Source organism: Moorena sp. SIOASIH (assembly GCF_010671925.1).
Taxonomy (GTDB): domain Bacteria; phylum Cyanobacteriota; class Cyanobacteriia; order Cyanobacteriales; family Coleofasciculaceae; genus Moorena.
In genome coordinates this window covers 21,672-45,763 of sequence record NZ_JAAHIH010000004.1, presented here as the reverse complement: position 1 = coordinate 45,763, position 24,092 = coordinate 21,672, and the positions used below count along the sequence as shown (strand labels likewise).

Sequence of the window (24,092 nt, the reverse complement as noted above, 5' to 3'; positions counted from 1 at the left end):
AGCAATAGTTTTAGACTTTTGCAAGAGGTGTTATTAGTAGGCTACCAACTCTAACATTAGGCAAAGTCATTGTAGCCCTTGATAAGCACCGAAAATCAGCTCAAAAACCTTAAATATTATTTGGAACAGGATAAAGATTATTCAACCAAATAACCTTCAACCTGCTAACCTTCAACCTTCAACCAAATAACCTTCAACTTGCTAACCTCCAACCTCACAACCTTCAACCTTTAAAATCAAACATAATTCTAGATTAGAACACAAAATTACTAGCATCATGTAGCTCAACAACATCAACATTTTCGAGAACCAGAAATATCTGACTTCCATCTGAATTAGTATTTAAAGAAGGAAACGGAAATTCCTGTTCTAATTTCCTGAACACCCCTTGATAATTGCTGTCACCAGAGCCATCTTTGTCAAACAAAACAACAGCATAATTCTCCTGTGAAGCAAAACTCAGAAAGCCCCGATTAATCGCATCTGCATAATTAGCAACTGTAATTCCGTTATTATTAAATAACTCAGTAAGAACAATTTTTTCACTTCCCATTTCAAAGTCGGTGATCAGATCACCAGCATCTCGCTGTGAAGTGTAGACAAACTGATCATTACCACCACCACCAGTGAGCAGATCTCGACCTTGGAAACCAGTGATAATGTCATTTTTATCAGTACCAGTCAGCTTCTCACTACCTGCGGTGCCATTGATAATAGTTGGCTCAGGTAAGGTAAAGCGAGCCAAAATTGGGTCATGGTCGCTAGCTTGGTCAGCAAACTCACTGTTGACGTGGACAATGTCATACTCAGCACGAGCATTAACTAGGTTATCACTGACTAAAATGTGGTCAAGTGCCTGAGAGTTCCCTTCAAAAATAAATGTGTAACGCTCATCCTCTGGTAACGTTTCCGTCAGATTGGTCAGCACTGAATTGTGAGCTCCCTTAAGAGTTTCCAGTGGTTTTTCAAAATCAAACGTATTGAAGTCTCCGAGCACTACCACATTGGCATCAGGGTCATTAGTCAGAATGGTATCGACAAAATCGTTAACGATTTGAGCTTGTTGATTCCGTTTCTCCTCCTGACCGTTGTGTGGTGGTTGATTCTCACCAAAGAGAGGGTCACTACCACCCTTGGAAGAGAAGTGATTATTAATAACAGAGATGGTTTCACCGTTAAACTCAAACTCCGTCAACAAAGACTTGCGGGTATTATCGAAAGCCGTCTTACCAACACCAATACGTTGAGCAGAATCAGCGTTGATGGTAACTCGGTTAGGGTTGTAGAGGTAACCGACGCGGATATTACCACCAGGTTGACCTCCATCCTGACCGTCCACAGGGGGGATATCAAAGAAGGAGTACTGAGGTCCACCAGTAGCAACTATGGCATTAATCAGAGTTTGGTAGGTTTTTCTAGCATCCACATTACCATCGTCTATAGTTCCGTTATTGTCTTGAACCTCTTGCAGAGCAATGATATCGGGGGATTGGAGATTATTGATCAGTTGAAATGCGATCGCATTAAATTTACCATCACCAATATCATCATCCCGATCTTGACTATTGGGGTCGAGGTTTTCGACATTGAAGCTAGCAATCGTAACTTGATTTGCACTACTGACTAAATTAGTTATCTCTGGCGTTAGGTTACCTGATGTAGCACGAATTGGTTCAGTAGACTGGAGTTCAAAGTTACCGAAACTGTAGCTAAGTACCCCTGTTACAGTACCGAGCTCGTCACCGACATTAACTATAGGAGAGGTGCCATTCAATAGAGTGTCATCAATCTGAATTCGTTCTGGATTGAAGTCACCGTCACTAATGGTAATGCCACCACGATTATTAACACCAGTAGGATTGACATCACCTGGAACCGTCCAAATTTCACCAAACCTATTAGTGGGAGCAACCGCTACAGCATTATTGATTTGCACCCGCATCCCTTCTAGGCTTTCGTAGAAGTCAATGCTATCAGTAGCTTCATTGAAGTCAGTTAAACCATCATCATCAATAATTTCTGTAGGTACTGTACGGTCTTCACCGATAACCACCGCAGTAGGTAAAGGGTTGTTCGATGATAAGACCCTAATATTAGTCAGGTTAGTAATTTGAGTCAGGGTTAAGTCATCGGAACGGTTACTAAGCCGAAATTCTTGGACATCACCACTCACTTGCACCTCGTCACCGATTCTGAGGCTAGGAGCAGAATTGGTAAAGACAAAAATTCCATCTGAGGTGGCATCATTATTATCTCCATAAGGGTTTTGTAGGTAGAAGCCGTTGCTCGCTACCCCAGTCACAATACCTGTAGTGGTGACAGACTGACCAACAAATGGTGAGATATGACCTTCACCTTGGATGTCGTATATGGGACGTATGATTCGATTTGTCATATACCTACCTTTCTGTTTAGAACTAACTATAGCAATCCTATCTTATTCGTGAAATAAATCGGCTGCTTTAAGGCAGGATGCAGAATGCATAAGGCAGATGATAATGGATAAATAGCTAGTTTTTAATAAGTCCATTTATTTTTAAAATAATTTAGTATTGCTATAGTAATTTCAGGGGTTTGTATTGGTCAGGACTTACGCACAAATTCCATGGGTAGGGTGGGCAAAACCTTGCCCACCCTACAGGTGTAGCGTTAAATTGAGGGATTTGCGTAAGTCCTATTGGTATTAAACCCAAAAATTTTTAGCTCTTAACTATCTGTCAGCTGTAAAAATCAGTATTCAACCAATGTAATGCCATCCCTGATTAATAAATATAGTAGAGACTTGATCTAGTCTTATATATTCTGTATATACGTTATTCATAACATCTCCGGCTTTTTTTCGTGAGCAATGCTTGTGTTAATTAAGTTAATTAATTATATTGTGTCGTGTATATTTAATTTTTTTAAAAAAATAATAAATAAATATTAATCAGCAAAAAATATCTAAAAATAAAGTAAGTAGCCACTTATAATGATACTTATATTTTGTTAAAATTTTGTGATCAATTTGGTAATTGACTAGATTTTTATTTATCTAGCAAGACTTTTAAAAAAATTAATTGAATCAGGAAGGGATAGCAGTTGACAAGTTACCCTTAAATGCTTATACAGATACACTCTAGCTGTAAGAATTCAGGGATCAGCTTCTGAGCAGTCAGCTTTTAAATCAAGCGATGCAGAGGTGCGACCCGTGATGGCGAGCAATCCCTTGACCGTAGGTCACGCGGGGCGCGTTCGCCATCACGGAAAACGCACCATTACGGTCTTGGGGAGGCAGTGCCGACCTGCGGGGGTTCCCCCTATGAGCAACTGCCGTGGTTTCCACGGGGCAAACAGCGGTGCGGACGCAGGTTCCGCACACAGACCCATGCGCCACTCGCTATTGCATCAAGACAGACAAACATAGGCATTTAGCCCTGGGACGAGTACATGAGGTGCGACCCGTGATGGCGAGCAATCCCTTGACCGTAGGTCACGCGGGGCGCCTTCGCCATCACGGAAAGCGCACCAAGCGTGATTATGGAAAACCCTCAAGAAGCTGATCCCTGACCGCTTAATGCTTACACTTCCTATCAATCAGATAGACTCTTTCCAAACCTGTCCAACAGTTCCTGACGGGACAAGTTGGACAGGTTAAGCAGCACCTGAGTACGCTCTGTGATCGGCAACTCCATCAAAGGCTCAATGGTGCGGGATAATTCTTTATCAACAGTGCCAAACCGTCCTGCCAGTAGATTCTCCACCATCAGGCGCTGTCCCTCTAAATTCCCTTGTTCCCGGCCTTGTTCCCGGCCTTGTTCCCGGCCTTGTTCCCGGCCTTGTTCCCGGCCTTGTTCCCGGCCTTGTTCCCGGCCTTGTTCCCGGCCTTGCTCTAAAGTTTCTTCTCGCCAACGTAAATAAGCTGGTGATAAATTCATAATTAACTCCCTGTCGTCTTCAGTTAAATCTTCTCTGTCTTCTATTTTGATGCGCCAGTTGGCAAGAATTTCTAAGATGTTGCCTCGTAAAGGGTGTCCAACTGGCAGTGCCACCAATTCCTTAATGGCTTGCTTCTGAGTGCGATTGCGTCCCAAAACTCTCAACCAGAGGGTTTCTTCCGTAACCGGTAGCTGGTTAATCGCCACCAGGGCTGTCTTGAACAACTCAGGCAAAAAATAGACTGATACTTTTAACCCGGACAAATCTGAACATTTCGGAAGTCTAAGACATCGTTCGATTCAGAAAAGCTGAGTACTACATCCCCGACTGAGTCAAGGAAGGTGGTAATTACGGTCGATGCCTGGTATTACCCAGGGCACCTCCGCTTCAAAACCGTGCGTGAAAGTTTCCCCTCACACGGCTCCTAAGTATTTTTTTGGCTCCAGTGTATTTGTTGGTGGCAACTTTGGTGAACTGCCATAAGGTTGTTCTCCTTTTGGTTGCTATGATTACCGTCTATGTGATGGAGATGAATCCGTTCATCATTTACGAATCTCAATCCACAATGTCCACAGGAATGGTTTTGTCGTTTCAAAGCTCTGGATGTAGCGTTGTCGTATAATTTGGAGTTTCTTTTGCTCCAGTAGACTATGTCCCCATCATATGGGGACTTTGTGCCCCTGACATTTACGTGTTGATTTTGTTCATACCCTACAGCTGGAAAACCTTTCTTGCATAGTTCATTGGCTCTGTACCGGTTCACTTTCTTTTCCTTTCGGAATTTACGATTTGCGGTTTTATTTATAAACCATAAACTATCTCTAGAACTGTTCATATAACAGCTTTTGTGGTAATTCCTCCATCCACGAACGATTGGCGCTAATCTTTTTGCTTTTTCTTCGGCTCCATAATTCGAGCTGTTTACCACGGTTTTAATCTTCTTTCGTATATTCCGATGGTTATCCACTGAGGGAATGCATCGGAATTTTCCGTTTTTCTGGACGCGGAAGTTCCACCCCAGGAAGTCAAATCCGTCTGTCGTATTGGTTATCTTGGTCTTTTCTTCACTGATTTCCATTCCCCGGTCTGCGAGAAAGGTTTTAATTTTCTCTAGGATTTTTTCTGCGTTATCTTTAGGCTTGAGGATTACTACCATATCATCAGCGTATCTTATACATCTGTTTCTAGGGTTTATTTCCTCTATTCCATCTAGTGCGATATTGGCTAGAAGTGGGCTGACTACACCTCCTTGGGGTGTTCCTTGCTCTGGGAATTCCGGATTGATGCCTGCTTTTAGACATCTGAATATCCCTGTTTTCAGACCCGCAGGTGCTAGCAATCTATCCATAATTGAGCTGTGGGATATGCGGTCAAAACACTTCTTTATGTCTACTTCTATTATTCTTTTCTTGATGCCTTTTTGTTTTGAATTCAGGTTTAAAAACAGTAGTTTTTGTGCGTCTTGGGCACACCTACCTGTTCTGAATCCATAACTATAGGCACTGAACGTTGCTTCGTGGGCAGGTTCGAGAGCGAATTTTGCGAGACATTGCCATGCTCTATCTCGGATTGTTGGTACTTTCAGCATTCTTGTACCTCCGTTTTTCTTGGCTATGGGGATTTCCCTTAGGCCGAGGTGCGTCCAGTTTTCCGCACTAGATACTAGCTTTTTAAGTACCTCAAATCTTTCTTTGTAGGTTAGGTGTGATTTCCCGTCTACTCCGGCGGTTCTTTTTCCGGTGTTGAGCTGAGTCACTTGACGGATGGCCAAAAGTTGGGCAGAACGGGATTTCAATATCAGTTTCTGAAGTGACCGAGCTTTCCTCAGGTCTCCAGCTTGAACTGCTTTATAAACTCTTCTTTGCAGGCGAAAAAGGTTCCGGCAGAGTTTTTTCCACTTTTGACTTTTCCAGAGGTCACTATATCTATTAGACATGTGTCTACCCATACTCTGTTAGGATTTGTTTATCTTGATACCCGTAGCCAGTTTCCGGCTACATCTTACCCGACAGTAGGGATTAGGTTTGGCATAACTTACCGAGGATTCGACTATTTCCTCAGACCTATTTATGCTGTCGTTTTTACTCGTTCCGTCTATCAGATTGTTTTGACGATTTAGGGCAATCCATTTTGCCTATCCTCTCCTCGAAAGTTACAGATACCGTGGGAATTGTTCTGTGAGGATTAGAGGATGCATTCTCACATTGTTTTTCAGATTGTGGTAGGGCGATTAGACACTTTTTCAGGATTTTTGCTACTGTTACCCATGTCGTCTCCCTAAAGCGCGGTAGTGTGGCTAATCTGCTTCACCTCTAATTCCGCCCTGGTGCCAGCTTCACTCTGCGAGGTTGCCGCCTGCTCGGTGTGGCCAAGATAAGGAGTCACTTGCTTTCTCAAGGGATGGGTTTTCACCATCATCCGAAGGACAGTTAGGATTTTTTGAGGTCTGACCTCGCGAATCCCCCTAGTCATACCTCTCCTGTTTCAGGAGGTTCCTCCTAGGAACGAGCCGCACTCCCACATCGCCTTTCGGCAAAGCCGACGCTACGCGAACAGGAAAATCCCAACGGCTCCATTGAAATCTCTAGGAATTTCATATTTGCAATGTGGACATCTGAAGTTCAAAGAACTACCAAGTTTTCTATGAACATGTCCACACTTTGTGCAGGTTTTAGAGGTGTATTCCTCTGTCATTCTCACTAACTTGGAACCATAACGATTACACAAGTGTTCTAAAATTTGAGAGAACTGATAGAAAGCCCAAGTCATCATAGCTCTGGCTGTCTTGCTTTTTAGTTTTCGTTTCTTCCTGACGACCATCTGTGATGTCTCAAAAGTTGGCAAGACAATCACGTCGTAGTTTTTCGCTAAATAGGAGGCTACTTGTTTATGCAATTCAGTCCTTAGGCTTCTGATCTTAGTTCTGAGCCTTTCCATCGCTACTTTTAGCTGGTGTCGGCGATGTTTATATATATGTCCTTTCGACTGATCGTGTTCACTTTTTAATTTGTCTAAATGCGAGCAAAGTTTAGCTATTCGTTGAAAATCATTGTTGCCAAACTCTAAGAAGTCAGTACCGTCAAAACCGGTTATAAAAGTTCTAACTCCGGGATCTAAAGCTATCACCTTTTTGGTTTCGGTAGGTTCAATGCTAAACTCTACAGGAAAATGTGCAAACCACCGACCTTTGTTGTAGGTGAGTTCTGTAGAACCATCGGTAAGTACGCAGAAGTCCTGACCCTTGAATTTAGGCTTTGGTAAATGTCTGGTCGTAGAAACCATCCACCGGCCAGCCTTGTAAGCTGTAGGGTCGAATTGGATCGTCTGTTTTTGATCTCGCACGCTGCGAAATTTAGCTATTTTTAATCCAGCCTGTGGATTTGGTTGGCGTTTTTTGCTTTTGCCTATAAATTTCGGCTGCTTTGCTGTCTCTTTCCAAGCTGTATAGGCTTCCATAGAAGCGTTATCTAAAATCTTGGAAACCTTTAGATTTTTACACCACTGTGGAATAAGTCCAGATTGTTTTAGCCAAGTCCTAAAACCATGTTTCCCTCCTTTTTTACCTACCTTTGTGTAGCCCTGATTTTTGTTTAATTGCTCAATGGATATGTTATAAACTTTACGAACAGCAGAAATCCATTTTTTCCAGATTTTCTCAAGTTCCTTGCTTGGGTACACTCGGTAACTCACTGTCTTCAATGATTTTTTGCTTATACTTTCTAAGTCCGTAGAGCCTGCAACTGAAGACATGGATGACCGCAAGAACATCCTCAACCATTTCTTGCTCTGGGCTGAGGTTCTTTTTGTCGAGAACCAATATTTTAGTTTGGAATTTAGAGCACAGCCATGAGACAAGATCGAATCCTTTGCGACAAAGCCTATCTTTGTGGGCAACGACAATATATTTGCAAGTACCGCCGAGAACTCTGTCCAATAAGGCATGAAGACCTTTTCTTCATTAGTTGAGACCGCTTCCGATGTCTCGAATGATTTCTGGGTCTGGGTAACGAGACTTAAGAAACTGTACTTGTTGCTCAAGGTCGTTTTTTTGAGAGCGACTTGAAACTCTTGCATATAGGATTGTTGCTCTTTCGTCTGTTCTTGTCTTTTTGGCTGGAATACAGACGACTGAGTCCAAGTCGTATCGTCAAAGTCCTCCAGGGGTTTTAATCCCTTGGATTTTTCCTTCTCAGAGCCATCTTTCAAGGGTTTTGGTGCTGACTGAGAGCTTAGTGGCAGCGATCCGGGGTGGGACATAGCTGACTGATTCATCCATGGACGTGTCTTGTTTACTACATTTACCCTATACTCCAGGATGTCGGTAGATGTCAACTATGTCGGGAAAATCATTGATCAGGACTTACTCCTTTGACCCAATCACCGGAATCATCAAGTTTGGCGGCAAAACCATTCAACAGCTTGGTTGAACAGGAAGGAGACAGAATCCATAAACAGGGCAAGTCGGATTCTGAGACAGAATTTTTCTCTCGTCGTGCCTGGCGCTGTAGCTCACCGTAGAGGGCAAACAACTTTAGCAGACAATTACGCACCGCCATGATCCCGATGGCATTGCGGAACGGTTCCAATAAACAGGCAGTTGATGCCATCTGACCGAGCAATCCTAAAACCTCGGGTGGTGTGGAGACCGAAGGTGTTGGTAGAAACCAAATATCCACTTGGCGTACTTCACTGGTTACTTCGCGGCTGATTTGCACCTGACCGTGAGGTGTTAACAACTCCGTTAAATACTGCTTGGCAAATTGATCGTGTGGCTGTCGGGTCATTAATCCTAATTCTTTGGGGGTAGTATTAGTAGCCTTTCACCGATCAACTGACTAAAAACAGATCCCATGGATCTTGACTTTTTGACTAAAACCTGAAACAGCATCTTCTGTCAAGTCTTGCCAACAGCCGTCATACTGAAATGGCACTAAACCTTAGAACCACTCTCGGCGCTCCCCTTAGAATAAAAAAAACTCCGCACAGTGCCCGAAGCCACATAATTAGTCATGACAGTAGCCACCACACCTGTTGAAACCAGTCCGATTTTGCTGAAGATGCCCCCAGCACTGGCTATGGATGATGACCAGTTCTTTGAATTTTGTCAGATTAACCGGGAATTACGCATTGAACGCACATCGGCAGGGGAAATCATTATTATGTCTCCAACGGGGGGAGTAACAGGAAACCGAAATTTTAAACTAATTCAACAGCTTGCCAACTGGACGGACGAAGACGGTACAGGCATTGGCTTTGATTCCTCTACTGGTTTCAAGCTTCCCAATGGTGCAGAACGTTCCCCTGATGCTGCGTGGATTAAGCTAGAGCGTTGGGATACCATTCCAACTGAGAAACAAGAAAGGTTTGCTCCCATCTGTCCTGATTTTGTGGTGGAGTTACGCTCTCCTAGTGACAAGCTAGAAACCTTGCAAAATAAAATGACCGAGTATATGGATAATGGGGCAAAGCTGGGCTGGCTGATAGACCGCAAGCATCAACGGGTTTATGTTTATCGTCCTGGGGTGGAAACTGAACGATTAGACAATCCTGCTACTGTTAGCGGTGAGGCAGTTTTGCCTGGTTTTGTGCTAAAGCTCTCGAAAATCTGGTAAGGGTCTTAATAGAATGCGCGAATTTAGAATGCGCGAATTTAGAATTACATTCTTCATTATTTGATCACAAAACCCTTTCCCTATGCATCCCCCCTGCTTCAAGCTACTCGGGGGAATTTCGCGAATTCTATTAAAAACACCCTGTTGATTGTAACCACTAATCGAGCAATGAACATTCCACGGCTACACCCAAACACTATTGAAGCAGTTAAGGAACGGTCTGACATTGTGGATGTGATCTCGGAGCATGTGGTATTGCGCAAGCGTGGCAGAGACCATGTGGGTCTGTGCCCTTTCCATGAGGAAAAAACTCCCAGTTTCACTGTCAGTCCCTCTAAACAACTGTATTACTGCTTCGGCTGCCAAGCTGGAGGGAATGCGATTAAATTCCTGATGGAGATTGGCAAGCACTCTTTCTCAGATGTGGTGCTGGATTTGGCACAGCGCTACCAGGTGCCAGTCCAAACCCTCCAACCGGAACAGCGGGAGCAATTACAACGGCAACTTTCTCTACAAGAGCAACTCTACGAGATTCTGGCCTTAGCCACAGCTTTCTATCAACATGCCCTCAGACAACCCCAAGGACAGCAGGCCCTAGAGTACTTGCGCGGTAAAAGGGGTCTGAGTGAGGAAACTATCATTACCTTCGAGCTAGGGTATGCTCCAGCTAGTTGGCAAACCATCTACCGTTATCTGGTGGAACACAAACGGAAGCCCGTTAAGCTCGTTGAGCAAGCGGGATTGATTAAGCCTAGGGACAATGGTGGGTATTATGATGGCTTTCGCGATCGCATTATGATTCCCATCCACGACACCCAAGGTCGAGTGATTGGCTTTGGTGCTAGAAGTCTCGGGGATGAGCAACCGAAATACCTCAACTCTCCAGAAACTCCCCTGTTTGATAAAAGTAAAACCCTCTTTGCCCTAGATAAAGCTCGTAATTCCATTACCAAGCAAGACCAAGCTGTAGTGGTGGAAGGATATTTTGATGCGATCGCACTCCATGCTGCAGGAATTACTAATATAGTCGCCTCCCTTGGTACTGCTTTTAGTTTAGATCAAGTCCGGCAACTATCGCGCTATACTGAATCTAAGCAAATTGTGCTCAACTTTGATGCGGATGCTGCTGGTACCACTGCTGCCCAAAGAGCTATTGGAGAAATTGCTAACTTAGCTTACCAAGGACTTGTCCAGCTACGGGTACTCAACCTACCGGATGGCAAAGATGCTGATGAATTCCTAAAATCTGCTCCTGACGCTACGGAAAAATACCGACAACTGTTGCTCAATGCTCCCTTGTGGCTGGATTGGCAGATTAATCAACTCCTGATTGGCAAAGACCTCCAACAAGCCGATCAATTTCAGCAAGTTGGGCAAGCTATGGTTAAGTTACTCAAGCAACTGGACGACATTAATCAGCTCACTTATTATATTAACCACTGTGCTCAAATTCTCAGTCAAGGACAAGGGAAACTAGTATCTCTCTACATAGAAAATTTACAAACTCAACTCCAAAAACCCCTGAGAGCTGCCTTTAAGAAATCCTCACCTCGGTTAAAGAAACCGAAACAACAGGGTAATCAAGAATCAAACCTACCGGTTGGTAAAGAGCGCACGCTTTTAGAACGAGCCGAAGCCTTACTATTACGGATTTATTTACACTGTCCTGACTATCGACAAACAATTATTGATACTCTAGACCAGGGAGATTTACTTTTTAGTCTCTCCCACCATCGATTCTTGTGGCAACAAATTATTGAACTGCAAGGGATAGGCACACAGTTTCACACTACTACCCCTGAACAGCTAATCTCCCGTTTACAAGACCGGAGTTTACAATTTCCTAGGGAAATGACTCAAGTAGCTCATCTATTTCATCTTGACGAAACCTGTACAGAAGATATTTTGCGAGCCCCGATGGTAATACAGGCAGCAGCAGCTTCCCTAGAAATCGTAGCTTTGGAAAAACATCGGCGCTATTGTTTAGAGCAATGGCAAAAAATTGACCTTAGTAATGATTGGCAAAGTAAGCAATACTATTGGCAGGAATGTCAAGATGCTAATCGTCGGCTTATCGAATTAGAGAAGATACGTCAGGTGGGTATTTCAGATCTATTAACTATACATTCACTATAAAATTCATATCTCCCTCGGCGGAACCAGTGCCTAGCAATGGGTGTAATGGTGTTTCCAAATTCAAGGGACGAAGCGACACAGCGTGGTATTGGGGGTTCCCCCAATACCACGCTGGCTTCCTTTGAGCACACTTCGCGCTATTTAAAAATAATGTTCATTAAGAGTAGCAAGCTCCGGAGTTACCTATTGCACGTCAACCAGCGCTATAGCTATTTTGGAGGCAGAAATTATCTGCGCCGTAACCCACGCAACTCAGCAATAAAACAAATTTTCAAACACTTTATAATCACTAATCACGAATTAGAAAAAGCGAGAGACTATCAACATATCAATAATTGCGATCATGTCGATCATTATCTCTGTATCCTGCATTGTCTATGTTATTGTTACCATTTCGATTTCCAGGAAATGTCTGAGGGTCAACCACGCACCGGAAAGAGCGAGGTCTTCCGTCCCGAAAATCTTTTGTCCCACCACCACAGACAAATTTTTCATTAATCAGTTGACCATTAATCGTGCCTTTTACCCGAAAACCGTAAGCACCGTCATGGGTAGGTTTGAACCAAGTATTATAACGGTTGTCAGTACCAAAGGCTTTTCGGAGTTCACCCTTGAGTTTGGCTTTACGAATCACCTGAGCATCAAACTTATCTTCTTTGAGATACAGCACATAGACATCAAGATCTATTTTGTCTTCCTTGTCAGTGTCTACAGGAGAGTCATCAGCGGCATTGCGCAGAATAACATCAACCGCATTCACCACATCCTCAAAAGCTGGTTCGTTTCTAAATCCTACAGTGACTTTATATGCTCCCACCACTCTTGTTTCATGAGCGCGGGCCGGGATTGCAGATAGCGCCATCATGCCAATCAGTGCCGCCGTTTTACAGGCAGATCCAATTTGACGAATTGTCAAAGAAAGTGTCATCGAATAGATTTGAATAGTATCAACATAATTTGCCTTTCCTATTGAAATCTATTTTCATCAATTATCTTATTAAATTTTGATTAAAATCATCTTTTAACCCAGATTCCGCACTTCAGGATGTAGTGTGCATAGAACACGGAAGCGGCAATGAAACAGCCCTGGGGCTAGGGGGGCGAAATTTGCTGTAATTGAAGGTACCAGCTCTGAGTTCATCACAGGTGTTCCTCTGACCAACAGTGCCGGGAACTCTAAGACTGAGAATAATCCCTCAGACCTATCTATGAAATGCGTAAGCTTCCCCCAAGCCCACAAAGCTAATCTCTTATCTAGTTGCCACTACAACACTAATCCCCTCAGACCAAGCCTACCAACAAACCCCATTTCACTAATGCAATTGGGCTTAGTGGGATTGCTCCAATTTGGAAGTGTATGTTTATTTTTCCAGGATCCCACCCTCGCTCAAATTACCCCAGATAGTACCTTGGGGAATGAAAATTCTCAGGTTACTCCCAATCAGACTATCCGTGGTGCAGTAGCAGATTTAATCGAAGGGGGAGCAATTCGAGATAGTAACCTCTTCCACAGTTTTCTGGAATTTAATGTCAGCAATGGTCAACGAGTGTATTTTGCTAATCCCGATGGCATTACTAATATTTTGACTCGTGTCACTGGCAGCACCCTTTCTCAAATTCTCGGCACCTTAGGAGTAAACGGTAGCGCTAATTTATTCTTGCTTAATCCCAATGGTATTGGATTTGGAGCCAATGCTCGCTTAGATGTAGCAGGCTCCTTTGTCGCTAGCACTGCCGATAGTGCAATATTTGACAATGGTTTCAACTTTAGCGCTAGTGATCCACACGCCCCACCATTGTTAACCATCAATATTCCCATCGGTTTGCAATATGGTAGCAATCCTGGCCCAGTAAACGTTATAGGACCTACCTTAGGGATCGAGACCTGGCAAACTATGGCCTTACTTGGGGGAGAGGTTAACCTCAATGGTGCCACCGTTGAAGTGCCAGGGGGACGGGTGGAATTAGGAGGATTATCCAGTCCAGGAACCGTTACGCTCAATGGTGCGACATCGGTTAGTTTTCCCGATGGAGTCCAACGAGGTGATGTTTCTTTGACCAACAGTAGCTTGGTAGATGTCACTTCAGTTAATGGCGGAAATATTGCCATCAATGGTGCTAACTTCGACATGTCTCAATCCAGTTTACAGGCTGGATTGACTGATGGAGCATCGATACCAGATGCCGTAGCTGGCAATATTACTATTAACGCCAAAGGCAATACTAATCTCAGTGACAGGAGTTTGATTGCTAATGATTTACTAACGGGAGCGATCGGCAATGGCGGAAACATAGAGCTAACCACCAACGCCCTTAGTATCACTGGTGGCTCAAGAGTTCAAACCGTTACCAATAGCAATGGCGCATCAGGAAATATTGAGATTAATGCTAATGGTGCCATTGATATCTCTGGTTTCGCTGAAGATGGGTTATTTAGCGGGATTCTAACTCGTTCTGCTGTTGACACTAGTGGCAAGGGAGGCCAGATTACCATTAACAATTCCCAAGGGTCACTGAATCTAGCTAATCGGGGATTTATCGGTACAGTAACCAATAGTAGTAGTAATGGCGGTGCGATCGCACTCAATCTCAATAATTTAGTCCTGGAGACTGGTGGACAGATTATCACGGCTACCACAAGGAGCGGTAATGCTGGAGATATCACCATTAACGCTAGCGAAAGCGTCACTATATCTGGGGAAAGTCGGGATTTTGTCCCTAATCCTTTGTTGGAATTAGACACCTTTGACTTAAATGCTCTAGAGTTTATTACTCAACCCAATCCCAACGTAGCTGAATCTGGACCATTGGGAATTCCCTATGTTTCCATTGAACGGACTCCAGAACAGATTATTAATGGCACCACCGTATTGGGTGCAGCAGAAAATCAAGTCGATTACTTCTCCTTCAGTATCACCAGTAGCAACAGTCGAGCTATTTTCGACATCGACAATGGCTTTACAGACGAAGACGGCAACGTAGATACCAAGATTTTCCTGTTTAATCTTGGTACAGGAGAATTATTAGAGGTCAATGACGATTCTTTGACCGCTGATGGTGCCGGTGGAAGTTTACAAGTCTTTGGCAGTTTCACCACAGACTCCTTAATTGATACCACCATCACTGAGCCAGGGGTTTACTTACTCGGAGTCGGTGCCTTCCCCTCTGATGCTACTAATAATCAATTGATCGAGGGCGCAACAGCACAAGTGGGGGACACTTACACCTTGCAAGTTTCTTTAGAAAACCTGGGCACGGAGGGAGTCTCGTTACCGGAAGACCCTTTCAATCCCGCTAACTTTAATCCGAATGTGGAAGCCAACAGCGGCTTATTTTCGGAATCGAGAGGTACAGGGGATGGTGGCAGCTTAACGATTAATACTGACAAATTGATACTTAACAATGGTGGCAGAATTTCCACCGATACATTTGATGCGGGTGGTGGTGGCAATATTACCTTAAATGTGGGCTCATTGCTGGAAGTGAATAATGCATCAACCTTAATCTCAAGCATTGCCCGGGGTAGTGGAAATGCGGGCACAATCGTGATTGATACCAAACAATTGCAGGCAATCGGGGGTATTCTAAGTACCAGCACCTTGAGCTCCGGTAATGCTGGTGAGATTACCATTACCGCGACAGAATCTGTGATGCTTTCAGGAACAAGTGTTGAAGAGCGCGGGGAGATCCAGAGCGACGTCAGACCTGGAGCAAGTGGGAATACAGGGAGGGTGGTTGTTGAAACTCCAGTTTTGCAGTTGCGTAATGGTGCTCAGATCAACTCGGTTAATGGCGGTGATGGGGATGGGGGCAGTGTAATGGTTAGAGCTAACCTAGTCGAAGCCATTGGTCGCTCACCTGATGGTATATTTCCCAGCGGCTTTTTTACAAATACACAGGGCCCCGGCCCTGGCAGCAATTTAACCATTGAAACTGAGCGTTTGGTTATCACAGATGGAGCAGCATTTGTCTCTCGTACCGATGGAGATGGGGATGCCGGAAATATCACAGTGTACGCCTCCGAGTCGGTAGATGTGATTGGCACTGATGCTAGTGGTTCAGCCTCTAGCGGCCTATTAACCAGTGCACTAAGGCTTGGTAATACTAGGGAGGCAACTGCTGGGAATGGGGGCGAGCTCCTGATTGAAACTGGGCGTTTGCGAGTGGCTGAAGGGGGACGTCTTCAATCGAATGCGGTTGGTCCTGGGGATGCTGGCACTATTACCATTCGAGCAACTGAGGTCGAGGTTAGTGATGCCTTTGTCGATTTTTCTGGCGCGGTCAGTGGTGTGTTGGTTTCCGTGGAAGACGGAGCCACTGGCGATGGCGGTCAATTAAGCATAGATGCTGAACGCTTACACATCTTCGATGGTGGACAGGTGATTGCTTCTAGCTCAGGGGATGGTCAAGCTGGGAATATCATGCTCAATGTTAATGACATAGAAGTCACTGGTATTTCAGAGGACGGTCAGTTTCCTAGTCGGATTGCTGCCTTCTCAGAGGGTAACTTCCCTGCGGGTTCGGTGACCATTATCAGCAACAACTTGACCGTTCGCGATCGCGCCGAAATTTCCGTCAGTGCTCGTGGTAATGGGGATAATGCCAAGGCTGGTAATCTCGAGATTACCACTGAGTCGATTCTATTAGACGGGAGCGCTACCCTTTCTGCAGAAGTCAGGGCTGGGGATCAGGGCAATATTAACCTGGATTCCGAGCTAATCTTGATGCGCGATCGCAGTAACATCACTACCAATGCCGAAGGTGCTGCTACTGGCGGTAATATTACTATCGATACTGACTTGCTAGTTGCCCTAGAAGATAGCGATATCACTGCCAATGCTGAAAATAGCTTTGGCGGACAAGTGATTATCAATGCCTTAGGCATCTTTGGCACTGAATTTCGGGAACAACAAACTCCAGAAAGTGATATTACCGCCTCTTCCCAACTGGGAGCTTCCTTTAGCGGTACTGTGGAAATTAATACACCATACTCTGACCCTAGTGCGGGATTATTCGAGCTACCGGAAAATTTTGTTAATCCCAAACTCCTAGTTGCCACTGGTTGCGGTACCGATCACGGCAATCAATTTGTCCAAATTGGGCGGGGTGGCTTACCCACAGACCCCACTCAGCCTCTTCGGGGTCAAACCCTGTGGGTGGATTTACGTCCATTACCTCGCCACAGCGCTCGCCGCCCCAAAAATCCTTCTAGTGCTTCGAGTGCTTCTAATGCTTCTAATCCAGGTAACTCGCGTCCGTCTAGAATTGTTGAAGCTAATCGATGGATTATTAATAAGGACGGAGTGGTCGAGTTAGTGGCTGATTCAGTTCAGTCGAGTCCGTTCATTTCCTGGTTTTCTCCTTATTATTGCGTACGGTAACAGCACTTGGGTAATAGAAATGCTATGTAGCAAAGGGAACAGGGAATAGGGAACAGGGAATAGGGAATAGGGAATAGGGAACAGAAAATTGCATCTAGCTTATAACTATGAAAGACCCTATAAATTGCTATTATTTAACATCATGAAAGTGACTATAATCAATAATTCTACTGCCGTCTGATTTCCTATCAAACATATCTACAAAACGCCTATCCCACAAAATTTCTGATGCGGTGTAAGAGTGACGACTGTGAATAGTCTGGGAAACCGTTTCATCAATACCGACTAGGGTGATAATAAGTGTGGCTTCCATTTCAGCGAGAGACTCTGGTGTTTCCCCATATAAAGGACTACTTTCATCAATCGGATGCATGACTGTCCAAGTTAGAGCAAAGCTAGGGGTTTGGCTACGCAACAGTTTGAGGTCGTAGAATCGACGCATGGATTCCCCTTCTAAGGTCACTTCATTGCGCAGCAAACTTACCCTGAGCTGAGCTTCCAGAATCCGATTATCCCGTTCATTGGCAGCGCGAAACATGAGGGTAGTTACCCCATTATGGGGCGCAATCACTGCCCTACGACTGAAGATAACTCTGGCAGTAGGGCGAGAGAAGCGGGCAAACATTAGTCCCGTTGCCATGGCTAGAGCCATCAAACCCACTAGAGCTTCTATGGTCACAATGATATTAGCATAGTAGGTCACGGGATACATGGCACCATAACCAATGGATGCCATGGTCTGAACGCTGAAGAAAAAGACATCTAAGAAAGCACCTGGACGGGCATTTTCAATACAATTTCCTCCCGCTAGGTACAATAGGGCAAAGACTATGTTAATGGTTAAATAACAAACCGCAATTAGTCCGAAAAACATTGCCCAATTAACGGTCAGCATTATATGATAAGGGTCACGCCAATGGTTATGGGATGACCCTTTTATTATTACGTCTAATTGTCGTCTAGGTCTAGTCCGTTTACCGATGCGCATCTTAGTTACTTTAAACTTATTTAGCAAAGGGAATAGGGAACAGGGAATAGGGAACAGGGAACAGGGAATAGGGAACAGGGAACAGGAAATGGGATAGGAGCATGTCACTTATGCAGAACATTTGTACTAAATTTGGGGAATAGGTAATAGGTAATGGGTAATAGGTAATAGGTAATATGGGGAGTATGTCACTTATGAATATTTGTACATTATCTATAGCCCCATCATGGGTTTAAGCTTGCGCTAATGGGACATAGTACCAATGTTCGGCAACTTTGACCTGCTCCCAATGGGGGGATTGCTATGAATTGCAATTTATTTTTTTAAATTGTATATTTAATATATAATCATCTATTCGTTTATTACTCAATGCCGTTTAGATTATAGGATTACTTTTTTAAAATATTTATCGATTGATTGACTTGATTTATTAGTGTTTTACTATTAGCGTCTATTTTGAGATTTTGTAAAGCATAAATAGCCTCTGTTTTTACCAGTTGGTTTTGAGAATTAGTTCCCAAGTCTTCCAAGGACTTAACCGCCTGTTGCTTCACAGTAGTGTCTTTCGAATCTTTCGCGACGGCTTCTATATTTTGAATAGCCTTTTTCTGCACCTGAGGGTCTGCTGATTTTTTTCCTAATGTCTTGATATCTTGAATAACCTCTTGTTTAACCTTGGTATCTTTTGATGTTATTGCCAATTTTGTATTAGCTGCAATCGTTCCTTCTATGGCTTGATTTTTTTGTTGCGTAGCTTCTTGAACTTCAAGGTTCAAATTAGTAATGGTTGATGCTGTGCTAAATACACTAGGGAAAAACAACCCCAAGGTTAAGGCTAAGCCAATTACCTTGAACTTAGATTTCCTAAATACTAAAACATCACTAAGCAAAAAAGTCCCAATCACAGCACTAATCATACCTAGAAACAGGTTGGCTGGTAGTAAACACAAAAAGGAGCTACAAGCTGGGGGATTAACTGGTATACTAGAGGGTGGTTGTACTATTTCTAAGACTATCTTGGTTAAGCCACCAACAGCTCCAGGGGCTGCCACATAAGCACCTAGCTCATTCATGGTCATTTCTTCTGACGACGTGGCTTCTGGTTCATAGGCTTTAGAGATATTGGATTGAGGGTTATTCATCCTGATAATTAAGTTTTCTAACTATATAATCTATAGCAAAGGGAGCAGGGAGTAGGGAGTAGGGAGTAGGGAGTAGACTGGTGGTGCGTTACGGGACGGCCTGTCCCAGGCGCGAAGAGGCGGAAAATCAGAGGCTTTCCGTCCCTAACGCACCCTACATGGCTATAGCGTTTCTCATAGTAATGAGGTACACATAATTTTTTCTCTGTTCCCTGTTCCCTGTTCCCTGTTCCCTGAGATGTCACCATCTGATTTATTCAGTCACTTGACCACGGACTAATGCCCATCCTGTTGTAACCTGACCGTAAGCCCAGGTAGCGTAGGGAGCTATACATAACTTAATTAACCAGGGTATCACCATGATTACGCTAAATATAATCAGCCCCAATACCTTGCTCCCGATTTTCTGAATTCCGTTCACCAACTCCTGCACTCCTGCTACAATTTTTTGGGAATCTTCTCTAAGGGAATCGAGGTTAGGGATACCGCTGACAATAGTATTAAAAACCCTAAGTATTTCCAAATTATCCTTTAAAACTGCCTTGACCTGTTGCAAACCATCCACTTGTACTTCAAACCCAGGAATAGTAGGCATAGCCACTGAAACCTCTTTCATCTCGATATTCACCTTAGGAGGAAATCCACCCCCCAAGTTGACATCTGGTTTCACCGGAAGATTAACATCTGGGATGCCAAGATCAGGCAAACTCACTCCTGTAGGAATCTGTTCAACTATCTCGAAGGCTTCTTGCACTTCTGCGTTTACTGTTTTGATTGGTTCAAGGATATTAGCAATTTCCTCTTTTGCCTTCTGAGTACTTTCCTTAACCTCCACTAAGGTGTTATTGATTTCCACCAAAGGGCCGCTCACCAGACTCTTTATGTCATATAAAATTGTTAAAAAAGTAATCAAAAATACCACTACTAGGATAATCGGTATTAAGGCATAGATAATCAGGATTATACCATTAAGTCGTTGCCTTAAACCACTGCTTTGATCAACTCTCATCTTATTACCTCTATTATCTTATCTCTATTCAATTAATCACCTTGTCCAGCTAAAGCGGTTTATAGTCTAATCAAGTACATATAATTTTTGTTGTCTTATCTGTTACGTGCTCCCTGCTCCCTGCTCCCTATTGAGATACTCCCCTTAATAATTGCCATCCAGCAGTTACCTGAGGGGAAGCCCACTTGATGTATTTCACAACCAACCAGGGTAGTGAAAGCATCACAATACCTGCCAACAGGATGATCATAACCAATAGATTATGGCAAATTTTTTGAATAATTACTACTAACCCCTCCTCCCCAACAATTAGTCTTTGGTAATGGTTTCTAATCACTTCAAGATTGGGAAGAATACCAATAACTTTATTTAAGCTGCGAATAATTTCAACATTCTTCGTTAAAAGCGCTTTAGTTTGTTTTAGTCCTGATACACTAACCTTTACTCCAGGAATATCAGGTAAAGCAACAGGCACCTTTTCAATTTCAACTCGCACCTTAGGAATCTTAAGAATAGGTTCTTTAGGAATATTGGGAATATCAAATACGAACAAAACTGGCTTTGTTAACTCCCTGCTGCTCAATTTAACTTTTGGTTTAATGGGCAGTTCTGCATCAGGAATCGGAATAGCCGGAAGCTCTATTACTTCAGGAATACTATCAATTGTTTCGACAGTTTTAGCGAGTTGTTTATCTATATTACCAATCGGTTCTATGGCACTACCAATAACATTTCCAGTTTGCTCTAACTTGCCACTCATAGTCACCAAAGCGCTATTGATTTTTTGTACTGGTTCACCCACAAGACTGTTGATATCCAGCACAATCGTGGCTAAGGTGATAATAACTACTAATAGGTAAATAACTGGTATTAGGGCTTGGATAATCATCCCTATACCTCGAATTCTAGCCATGGTGAAAGTTAGCAGTAATTACGCTAACTTTCACTCTAGTACAAAGAGCTAAAGAGTGGCCTAACCACAAGCTTAGCTTGTGGTTAGGCCACTCTTTAGTAAGCATATGCGCTACGGGCATTAGCTGATAGCTGATAGCTTACGCTTTTGGAGTCCAGTTTTACTTCACTGTTGCTCCAACGGTTTAAGCTCTCCACGAGTGGGATAAAGCAATTGATGGCTCAAAGCACTGCGGTAAGCCTGCATCGCTCTGGTTTTATCCCCCAACACCCACAAGGTTTTGCCTTGCCAGTAATAGGCCGAAGCTGGGTTATAGTCCATCAATGCTTTGGCGCGATCGCAAGCTTCTGTCCACCACTTGCGACTGCTAGGGTGATCACCAAGGGCCTGATAACTCTGAGCCAGGCACACAGCCGCTGGAACCGATTGTAGGTAACCGCCCTGTTCTGGTAACCTCTGCCATCCTTCTTGCAAAGCCTCTAGTGCTTCAAAATGTTTCCCCGCTAGGGCGAGGACACGACCATGGTGAAACCATGGTGATGCTAACTGGGGCATTAGTGCCACTGCCAAGGCAGAAACACGACAGCCCTTAGTGGCATCATTAAAGTGTTCCACCAATACTTGCCCTGCTTTTGACCAAATACTCCAGGATTCTGGAAAATAATCCAGCATTTCTGTCACTAAAGGCTGTAAATCATCCAGTTTTCCCGCCGTTGGCAAAATCTCAGCCATCGCACGATATATTTCGCGATAGTTTGGGTACAATCCATAAGCCTTGAGAATTGCCGAAGCAGCCCCTTGGGAATCCCCTGTGTGGAAAAGACAGCGGGCATAGTAATACCAGCCACTGGGACTGTTGGGATGTTTCTGGATAAACTGTTGCAATAGCGCTATCCCTTTTGTCCACTCCCCTCGGCAAATGTGATACATTCCCAGGGAATTATGAGCATCAGGGGCATCGGGAGCTAGTTGTAGAGCAGCTCGAATTAACTGTTTTGTCTGCTTGCCCTCTTGACCTGAGACTAATCCCAAACGACAGCGATGATCCGCTAACTGTTTAAGAGTGGGGAAATCTTTGGGGGCTAACTGATGCGATCGCTCCAAACGGCGGGATGCTTCTGGAAAGTCACCCACTGCTAAGAGGGGTTGATAACTGTTTCGCAAAGCGATCAGGTCATCTGGGTTAAATTCCAAAATTCTATTGAATACCTGTAAGGCTTCTACAGGAGATTCCCGATTCAGGTGAACCTGTGCCAGAGCATGGCCATGAGCTGGGTTGTCTGGTTCTGTGGATGCTGCTAAAGAAAACAGCTTGGCTGCCTGCCTTTGGCGTCCGCGACAGACTTCAATCAAGCCAGCCACATGGTGCTGAGTGGCAATATTCCCCGACCAGGGCAAGGCACTTTGATACACTTCAATGGCCTCAGCCTTTCTGGCCATCAACTGGAATATCTTGCCCAGTTGCAGCCGTACGTCAATTAATTGGGGCTGGCTTTCTATGACGTGGCGATACTCTTCAATTGCCTCCTGCCAGCGACCCATAGTATACAGCAGCTTTGCCAGTTCTCGACGTTTCTTCCATCCTGTAGGATGCTGCTGGATATACTTATTTAATGTGTTTAGCTTCAGACCTTGTCTAGTTGGTTTACTATCTAAGACCAGGTGAGCGCTCATTTCCACCCCAGAAGCTTGGGTGATTGGTACTAAGCATGTGGTAGGGCTTCTTGACATTTAGCAGTAACCTTTCCCTTGAAACAGTTAGTCCTGTTCTGATTATCTGTTGTAAAGATTGCTCTATCATCCTGGCAAAGTCACAGTAATTTGTCACTAATTGTCACTAATTTTGTAAATAAACTTCAAGGTTTTGCGTAAGCATGAAGCTATTAGCTATCAGCTATCAGCTATCAGCTATCAGCTGACGGCTGACGGCTGATAGCTGACGGCTGACGGTATTTTTTTATTGTCCAATAAAACTTCAGATCTCTTTTGCCTTTTGCCTCTTGCCTTTTGCCTCTTGCCTTTTGCCTTTTGCCTTTTGCCTCTTGCCTTTTGCCTCTTGCCTTTTGCCTCTTGCCTTTTGCCTCTTGCCGCAAAACGTGTTTTTACAACTCAAATAGAAATACTATATTATGATCTGACCTGTGCCAGAATAGTCTCCATTTCTGATAGGTTGAGAGGAACTTGGAGTACTTCTGTGTTGAACACAAAGAAAGGAGTACCATTAACAGCTAAGGTCTGGGCTAATTTCAGATCGTCCCTAATGGCAGCTTCGGCTCCAACGCTGATGCGATCGCGATTAAATTGCTCTAGATCTAGATTAAGTTCTTGGGCGATCGCTACATACAATTCTTCATCCAAGTTATCTTGCTGCTCAAACAGGGCATCTTCATACTCCCAGAATTTCCCTTGCTGAAAAGCCGCCCAAGCTGCTTTAGCAGCAGGGAGTGCTTGAGGATGAATCTGAGTCAGAGGCAAATGCTTATATACTAAGGTTACCTGATCGGAATGTTTGTCCATAAAATCCTTTACGCTTTGGTTAGCTTGGGCACAAAATGGACATTGAAAGTCAGAAAACTCCAACAGCACAACTTTATTTTCCGCCACACCAGTAGTAGGAGAATTCCCAATTATCGATGTTGGCTGTGTCATCATTTGCTGCAAAAATGCTTGCCTGGATTGGGCTAGCTCTTGCTGTTTTTCCTGCTGGTAAGCCTGCACCGATTCTAAAATCACCTCTGGATTATTCCGGATAATGCTTAACACTTGCCCTTCTAGTTGATCAGTGTTAGCAAGGTTGTTGCTGCAACTGCTCAAAGTGACCAAACACAGGAATAAGCTAACAATAGTTAGGGAAATTCGATACAACTGTTTCATTCTAACCTGTTTACTGTTTACTGCTTACTATCAACAAAAATCTATCTATAAAACCTAAGCATTCAGCTATCAGCTATCAGCTAATGCGCTACGACAACGCTACTTGATGTGCTTATGGA

General features: G+C 43.8%; 18 protein-coding genes and 1 pseudogene. 3 read left to right on the top strand and 16 right to left on the bottom strand.

Going from position 1 to position 24,092, the window contains the following annotated elements; translation table 11 throughout:
- Nucleotides 1-253: 253 nt before the first annotated feature.
- The 7 genes and pseudogenes from F6J90_RS21520 to F6J90_RS21490 all read right to left on the bottom strand — a co-directional run bounded on the left by F6J90_RS21520 (nucleotide 254) and on the right by F6J90_RS21490 (nucleotide 8,702).
- Entirely contained in the window at nucleotides 254-2,395 is a 2,142-nt protein-coding gene (locus tag F6J90_RS21520) for an endonuclease/exonuclease/phosphatase family protein (protein ID WP_293098037.1), read from the bottom strand.
- A gap of 1,177 nt (nucleotides 2,396-3,572) precedes the next feature.
- Nucleotides 3,573-4,151, bottom strand: coding sequence for a hypothetical protein (locus F6J90_RS21515; protein ID WP_293098034.1), 579 nt, complete (start codon nucleotides 4,149-4,151; stop codon nucleotides 3,573-3,575).
- 191 nt (nucleotides 4,152-4,342) lie between these two features.
- Complete coding sequence (locus F6J90_RS21510; RefSeq protein WP_293097964.1) at nucleotides 4,343-5,854, bottom strand: reverse transcriptase domain-containing protein; 1,512 nt, start codon at nucleotides 5,852-5,854, stop codon at nucleotides 4,343-4,345.
- A gap of 341 nt (nucleotides 5,855-6,195) precedes the next feature.
- A complete protein-coding gene (locus F6J90_RS21505; protein WP_293097962.1) occupies nucleotides 6,196-6,390 on the bottom strand; it encodes a hypothetical protein in 195 nt (64 codons plus the stop codon).
- Nucleotides 6,391-6,462: 72 nt separating this feature from the next.
- Nucleotides 6,463-7,668, bottom strand: a complete 1,206-nt coding sequence (locus tag F6J90_RS21500; RefSeq protein WP_293098032.1) for a transposase — start codon at nucleotides 7,666-7,668, stop codon at nucleotides 6,463-6,465.
- Nucleotides 7,574-8,194: pseudogene (locus F6J90_RS21495) on the bottom strand (IS607 family transposase). The gene F6J90_RS21500 and the pseudogene F6J90_RS21495 overlap by 95 nt, the downstream one beginning before the upstream one ends.
- 70 nt (nucleotides 8,195-8,264) lie before the next feature.
- The gene (locus F6J90_RS21490; protein ID WP_293098030.1) at nucleotides 8,265-8,702 is read right to left on the bottom strand and encodes a hypothetical protein; all 438 of its coding nucleotides are present in this window, start codon (nucleotides 8,700-8,702) and stop codon (nucleotides 8,265-8,267) included.
- A 225-nt stretch (nucleotides 8,703-8,927) separates the two neighbouring features.
- Between F6J90_RS21490 and F6J90_RS21485 the strand changes: the two genes are divergently transcribed.
- Together F6J90_RS21485 and dnaG are read left to right on the top strand one after the other, a co-directional pair.
- On the top strand, nucleotides 8,928-9,530 hold the full coding sequence (locus F6J90_RS21485; protein WP_293098027.1) for a Uma2 family endonuclease: 603 nt from the start codon (nucleotides 8,928-8,930) through the stop codon (nucleotides 9,528-9,530).
- A 168-nt stretch (nucleotides 9,531-9,698) separates the two neighbouring features.
- Entirely contained in the window at nucleotides 9,699-11,666 is a 1,968-nt protein-coding gene (gene dnaG / locus F6J90_RS21480; protein WP_293098025.1) for a DNA primase, read from the top strand.
- Between the two features lie 328 nt (nucleotides 11,667-11,994).
- Here dnaG and F6J90_RS21475 read toward each other — a convergent pair whose 3' ends face one another.
- Complete coding sequence (locus tag F6J90_RS21475; protein WP_293098022.1) at nucleotides 11,995-12,594, bottom strand: hypothetical protein; 600 nt, start codon at nucleotides 12,592-12,594, stop codon at nucleotides 11,995-11,997.
- 280 nt (nucleotides 12,595-12,874) lie between these two features.
- Between F6J90_RS21475 and F6J90_RS21470 the strand changes: the two genes are divergently transcribed.
- Entirely contained in the window at nucleotides 12,875-17,047 is a 4,173-nt protein-coding gene (locus tag F6J90_RS21470; RefSeq protein ID WP_293098020.1) for a filamentous hemagglutinin N-terminal domain-containing protein, read from the top strand.
- 130 nt (nucleotides 17,048-17,177) lie between these two features.
- Here F6J90_RS21470 and F6J90_RS21465 read toward each other — a convergent pair whose 3' ends face one another.
- The 8 genes from F6J90_RS21465 to F6J90_RS21430 form a co-directional block, all read right to left on the bottom strand.
- Complete coding sequence (locus tag F6J90_RS21465; RefSeq protein ID WP_293098017.1) at nucleotides 17,178-18,143, bottom strand: ion channel; 966 nt, start codon at nucleotides 18,141-18,143, stop codon at nucleotides 17,178-17,180.
- Nucleotides 18,144-18,424: 281 nt separating this feature from the next.
- Nucleotides 18,425-19,177: a hypothetical protein gene (locus tag F6J90_RS21460; RefSeq protein ID WP_293098014.1), complete on the bottom strand. Its 753-nt coding sequence runs from the start codon at nucleotides 19,175-19,177 to the stop codon at nucleotides 18,425-18,427.
- A gap of 17 nt (nucleotides 19,178-19,194) precedes the next feature.
- A complete protein-coding gene (locus F6J90_RS21455; RefSeq protein ID WP_293098011.1) occupies nucleotides 19,195-19,425 on the bottom strand; it encodes a hypothetical protein in 231 nt (76 codons plus the stop codon).
- A gap of 5 nt (nucleotides 19,426-19,430) precedes the next feature.
- Complete coding sequence (locus tag F6J90_RS21450; protein WP_293098008.1) at nucleotides 19,431-20,186, bottom strand: hypothetical protein; 756 nt, start codon at nucleotides 20,184-20,186, stop codon at nucleotides 19,431-19,433.
- 127 nt (nucleotides 20,187-20,313) lie between these two features.
- On the bottom strand, nucleotides 20,314-21,099 hold the full coding sequence (locus tag F6J90_RS21445; RefSeq protein WP_293098006.1) for a hypothetical protein: 786 nt from the start codon (nucleotides 21,097-21,099) through the stop codon (nucleotides 20,314-20,316).
- Between the two features lie 165 nt (nucleotides 21,100-21,264).
- The gene (locus tag F6J90_RS21440) at nucleotides 21,265-22,830 is read right to left on the bottom strand and encodes a tetratricopeptide repeat protein (protein ID WP_293098003.1); all 1,566 of its coding nucleotides are present in this window, start codon (nucleotides 22,828-22,830) and stop codon (nucleotides 21,265-21,267) included.
- A gap of 173 nt (nucleotides 22,831-23,003) precedes the next feature.
- On the bottom strand, nucleotides 23,004-23,192 hold the full coding sequence (locus F6J90_RS21435) for a hypothetical protein (protein ID WP_293098001.1): 189 nt from the start codon (nucleotides 23,190-23,192) through the stop codon (nucleotides 23,004-23,006).
- A gap of 34 nt (nucleotides 23,193-23,226) precedes the next feature.
- A complete protein-coding gene (locus F6J90_RS21430) occupies nucleotides 23,227-23,973 on the bottom strand; it encodes a thioredoxin domain-containing protein (protein WP_293097998.1) in 747 nt (248 codons plus the stop codon).
- Between the last annotated feature and the right edge of the window lie 119 nt (nucleotides 23,974-24,092).

What these genes read in the sequence shown, in the direction of transcription:
- F6J90_RS21520 (WP_293098037.1), bottom strand. Translation starts at nt 2,395, where the DNA reads ATGACAAATCGAATCATACGTCCCATATACGACATCCAAGGTGAAGGT.
- F6J90_RS21510 (WP_293097964.1), bottom strand. Translation starts at nt 5,854, where the DNA reads ATGTCTAATAGATATAGTGACCTCTGGAAAAGTCAAAAGTGGAAAAAA.
- F6J90_RS21505 (WP_293097962.1), bottom strand. Translation starts at nt 6,390, where the DNA reads ATGACTAGGGGGATTCGCGAGGTCAGACCTCAAAAAATCCTAACTGTC.
- F6J90_RS21500 (WP_293098032.1), bottom strand. Translation starts at nt 7,668, where the DNA reads ATGTCTTCAGTTGCAGGCTCTACGGACTTAGAAAGTATAAGCAAAAAA.
- F6J90_RS21490 (WP_293098030.1), bottom strand. Translation starts at nt 8,702, where the DNA reads ATGACCCGACAGCCACACGATCAATTTGCCAAGCAGTATTTAACGGAG.
- F6J90_RS21485 (WP_293098027.1), top strand. Translation starts at nt 8,928, where the DNA reads ATGACAGTAGCCACCACACCTGTTGAAACCAGTCCGATTTTGCTGAAG.
- dnaG (WP_293098025.1), top strand. Translation starts at nt 9,699, where the DNA reads ATGAACATTCCACGGCTACACCCAAACACTATTGAAGCAGTTAAGGAA.
- F6J90_RS21475 (WP_293098022.1), bottom strand. Translation starts at nt 12,594, where the DNA reads ATGACACTTTCTTTGACAATTCGTCAAATTGGATCTGCCTGTAAAACG.
- F6J90_RS21470 (WP_293098020.1), top strand. Translation starts at nt 12,875, where the DNA reads ATGAAATGCGTAAGCTTCCCCCAAGCCCACAAAGCTAATCTCTTATCT.
- F6J90_RS21460 (WP_293098014.1), bottom strand. Translation starts at nt 19,177, where the DNA reads ATGAATAACCCTCAATCCAATATCTCTAAAGCCTATGAACCAGAAGCC.
- F6J90_RS21455 (WP_293098011.1), bottom strand. Translation starts at nt 19,425, where the DNA reads ATGGTGACATCTCAGGGAACAGGGAACAGGGAACAGGGAACAGAGAAA.
- F6J90_RS21450 (WP_293098008.1), bottom strand. Translation starts at nt 20,186, where the DNA reads ATGAGAGTTGATCAAAGCAGTGGTTTAAGGCAACGACTTAATGGTATA.
- F6J90_RS21445 (WP_293098006.1), bottom strand. Translation starts at nt 21,099, where the DNA reads ATGGCTAGAATTCGAGGTATAGGGATGATTATCCAAGCCCTAATACCA.
- F6J90_RS21440 (WP_293098003.1), bottom strand. Translation starts at nt 22,830, where the DNA reads ATGTCAAGAAGCCCTACCACATGCTTAGTACCAATCACCCAAGCTTCT.
- F6J90_RS21430 (WP_293097998.1), bottom strand. Translation starts at nt 23,973, where the DNA reads ATGAAACAGTTGTATCGAATTTCCCTAACTATTGTTAGCTTATTCCTG.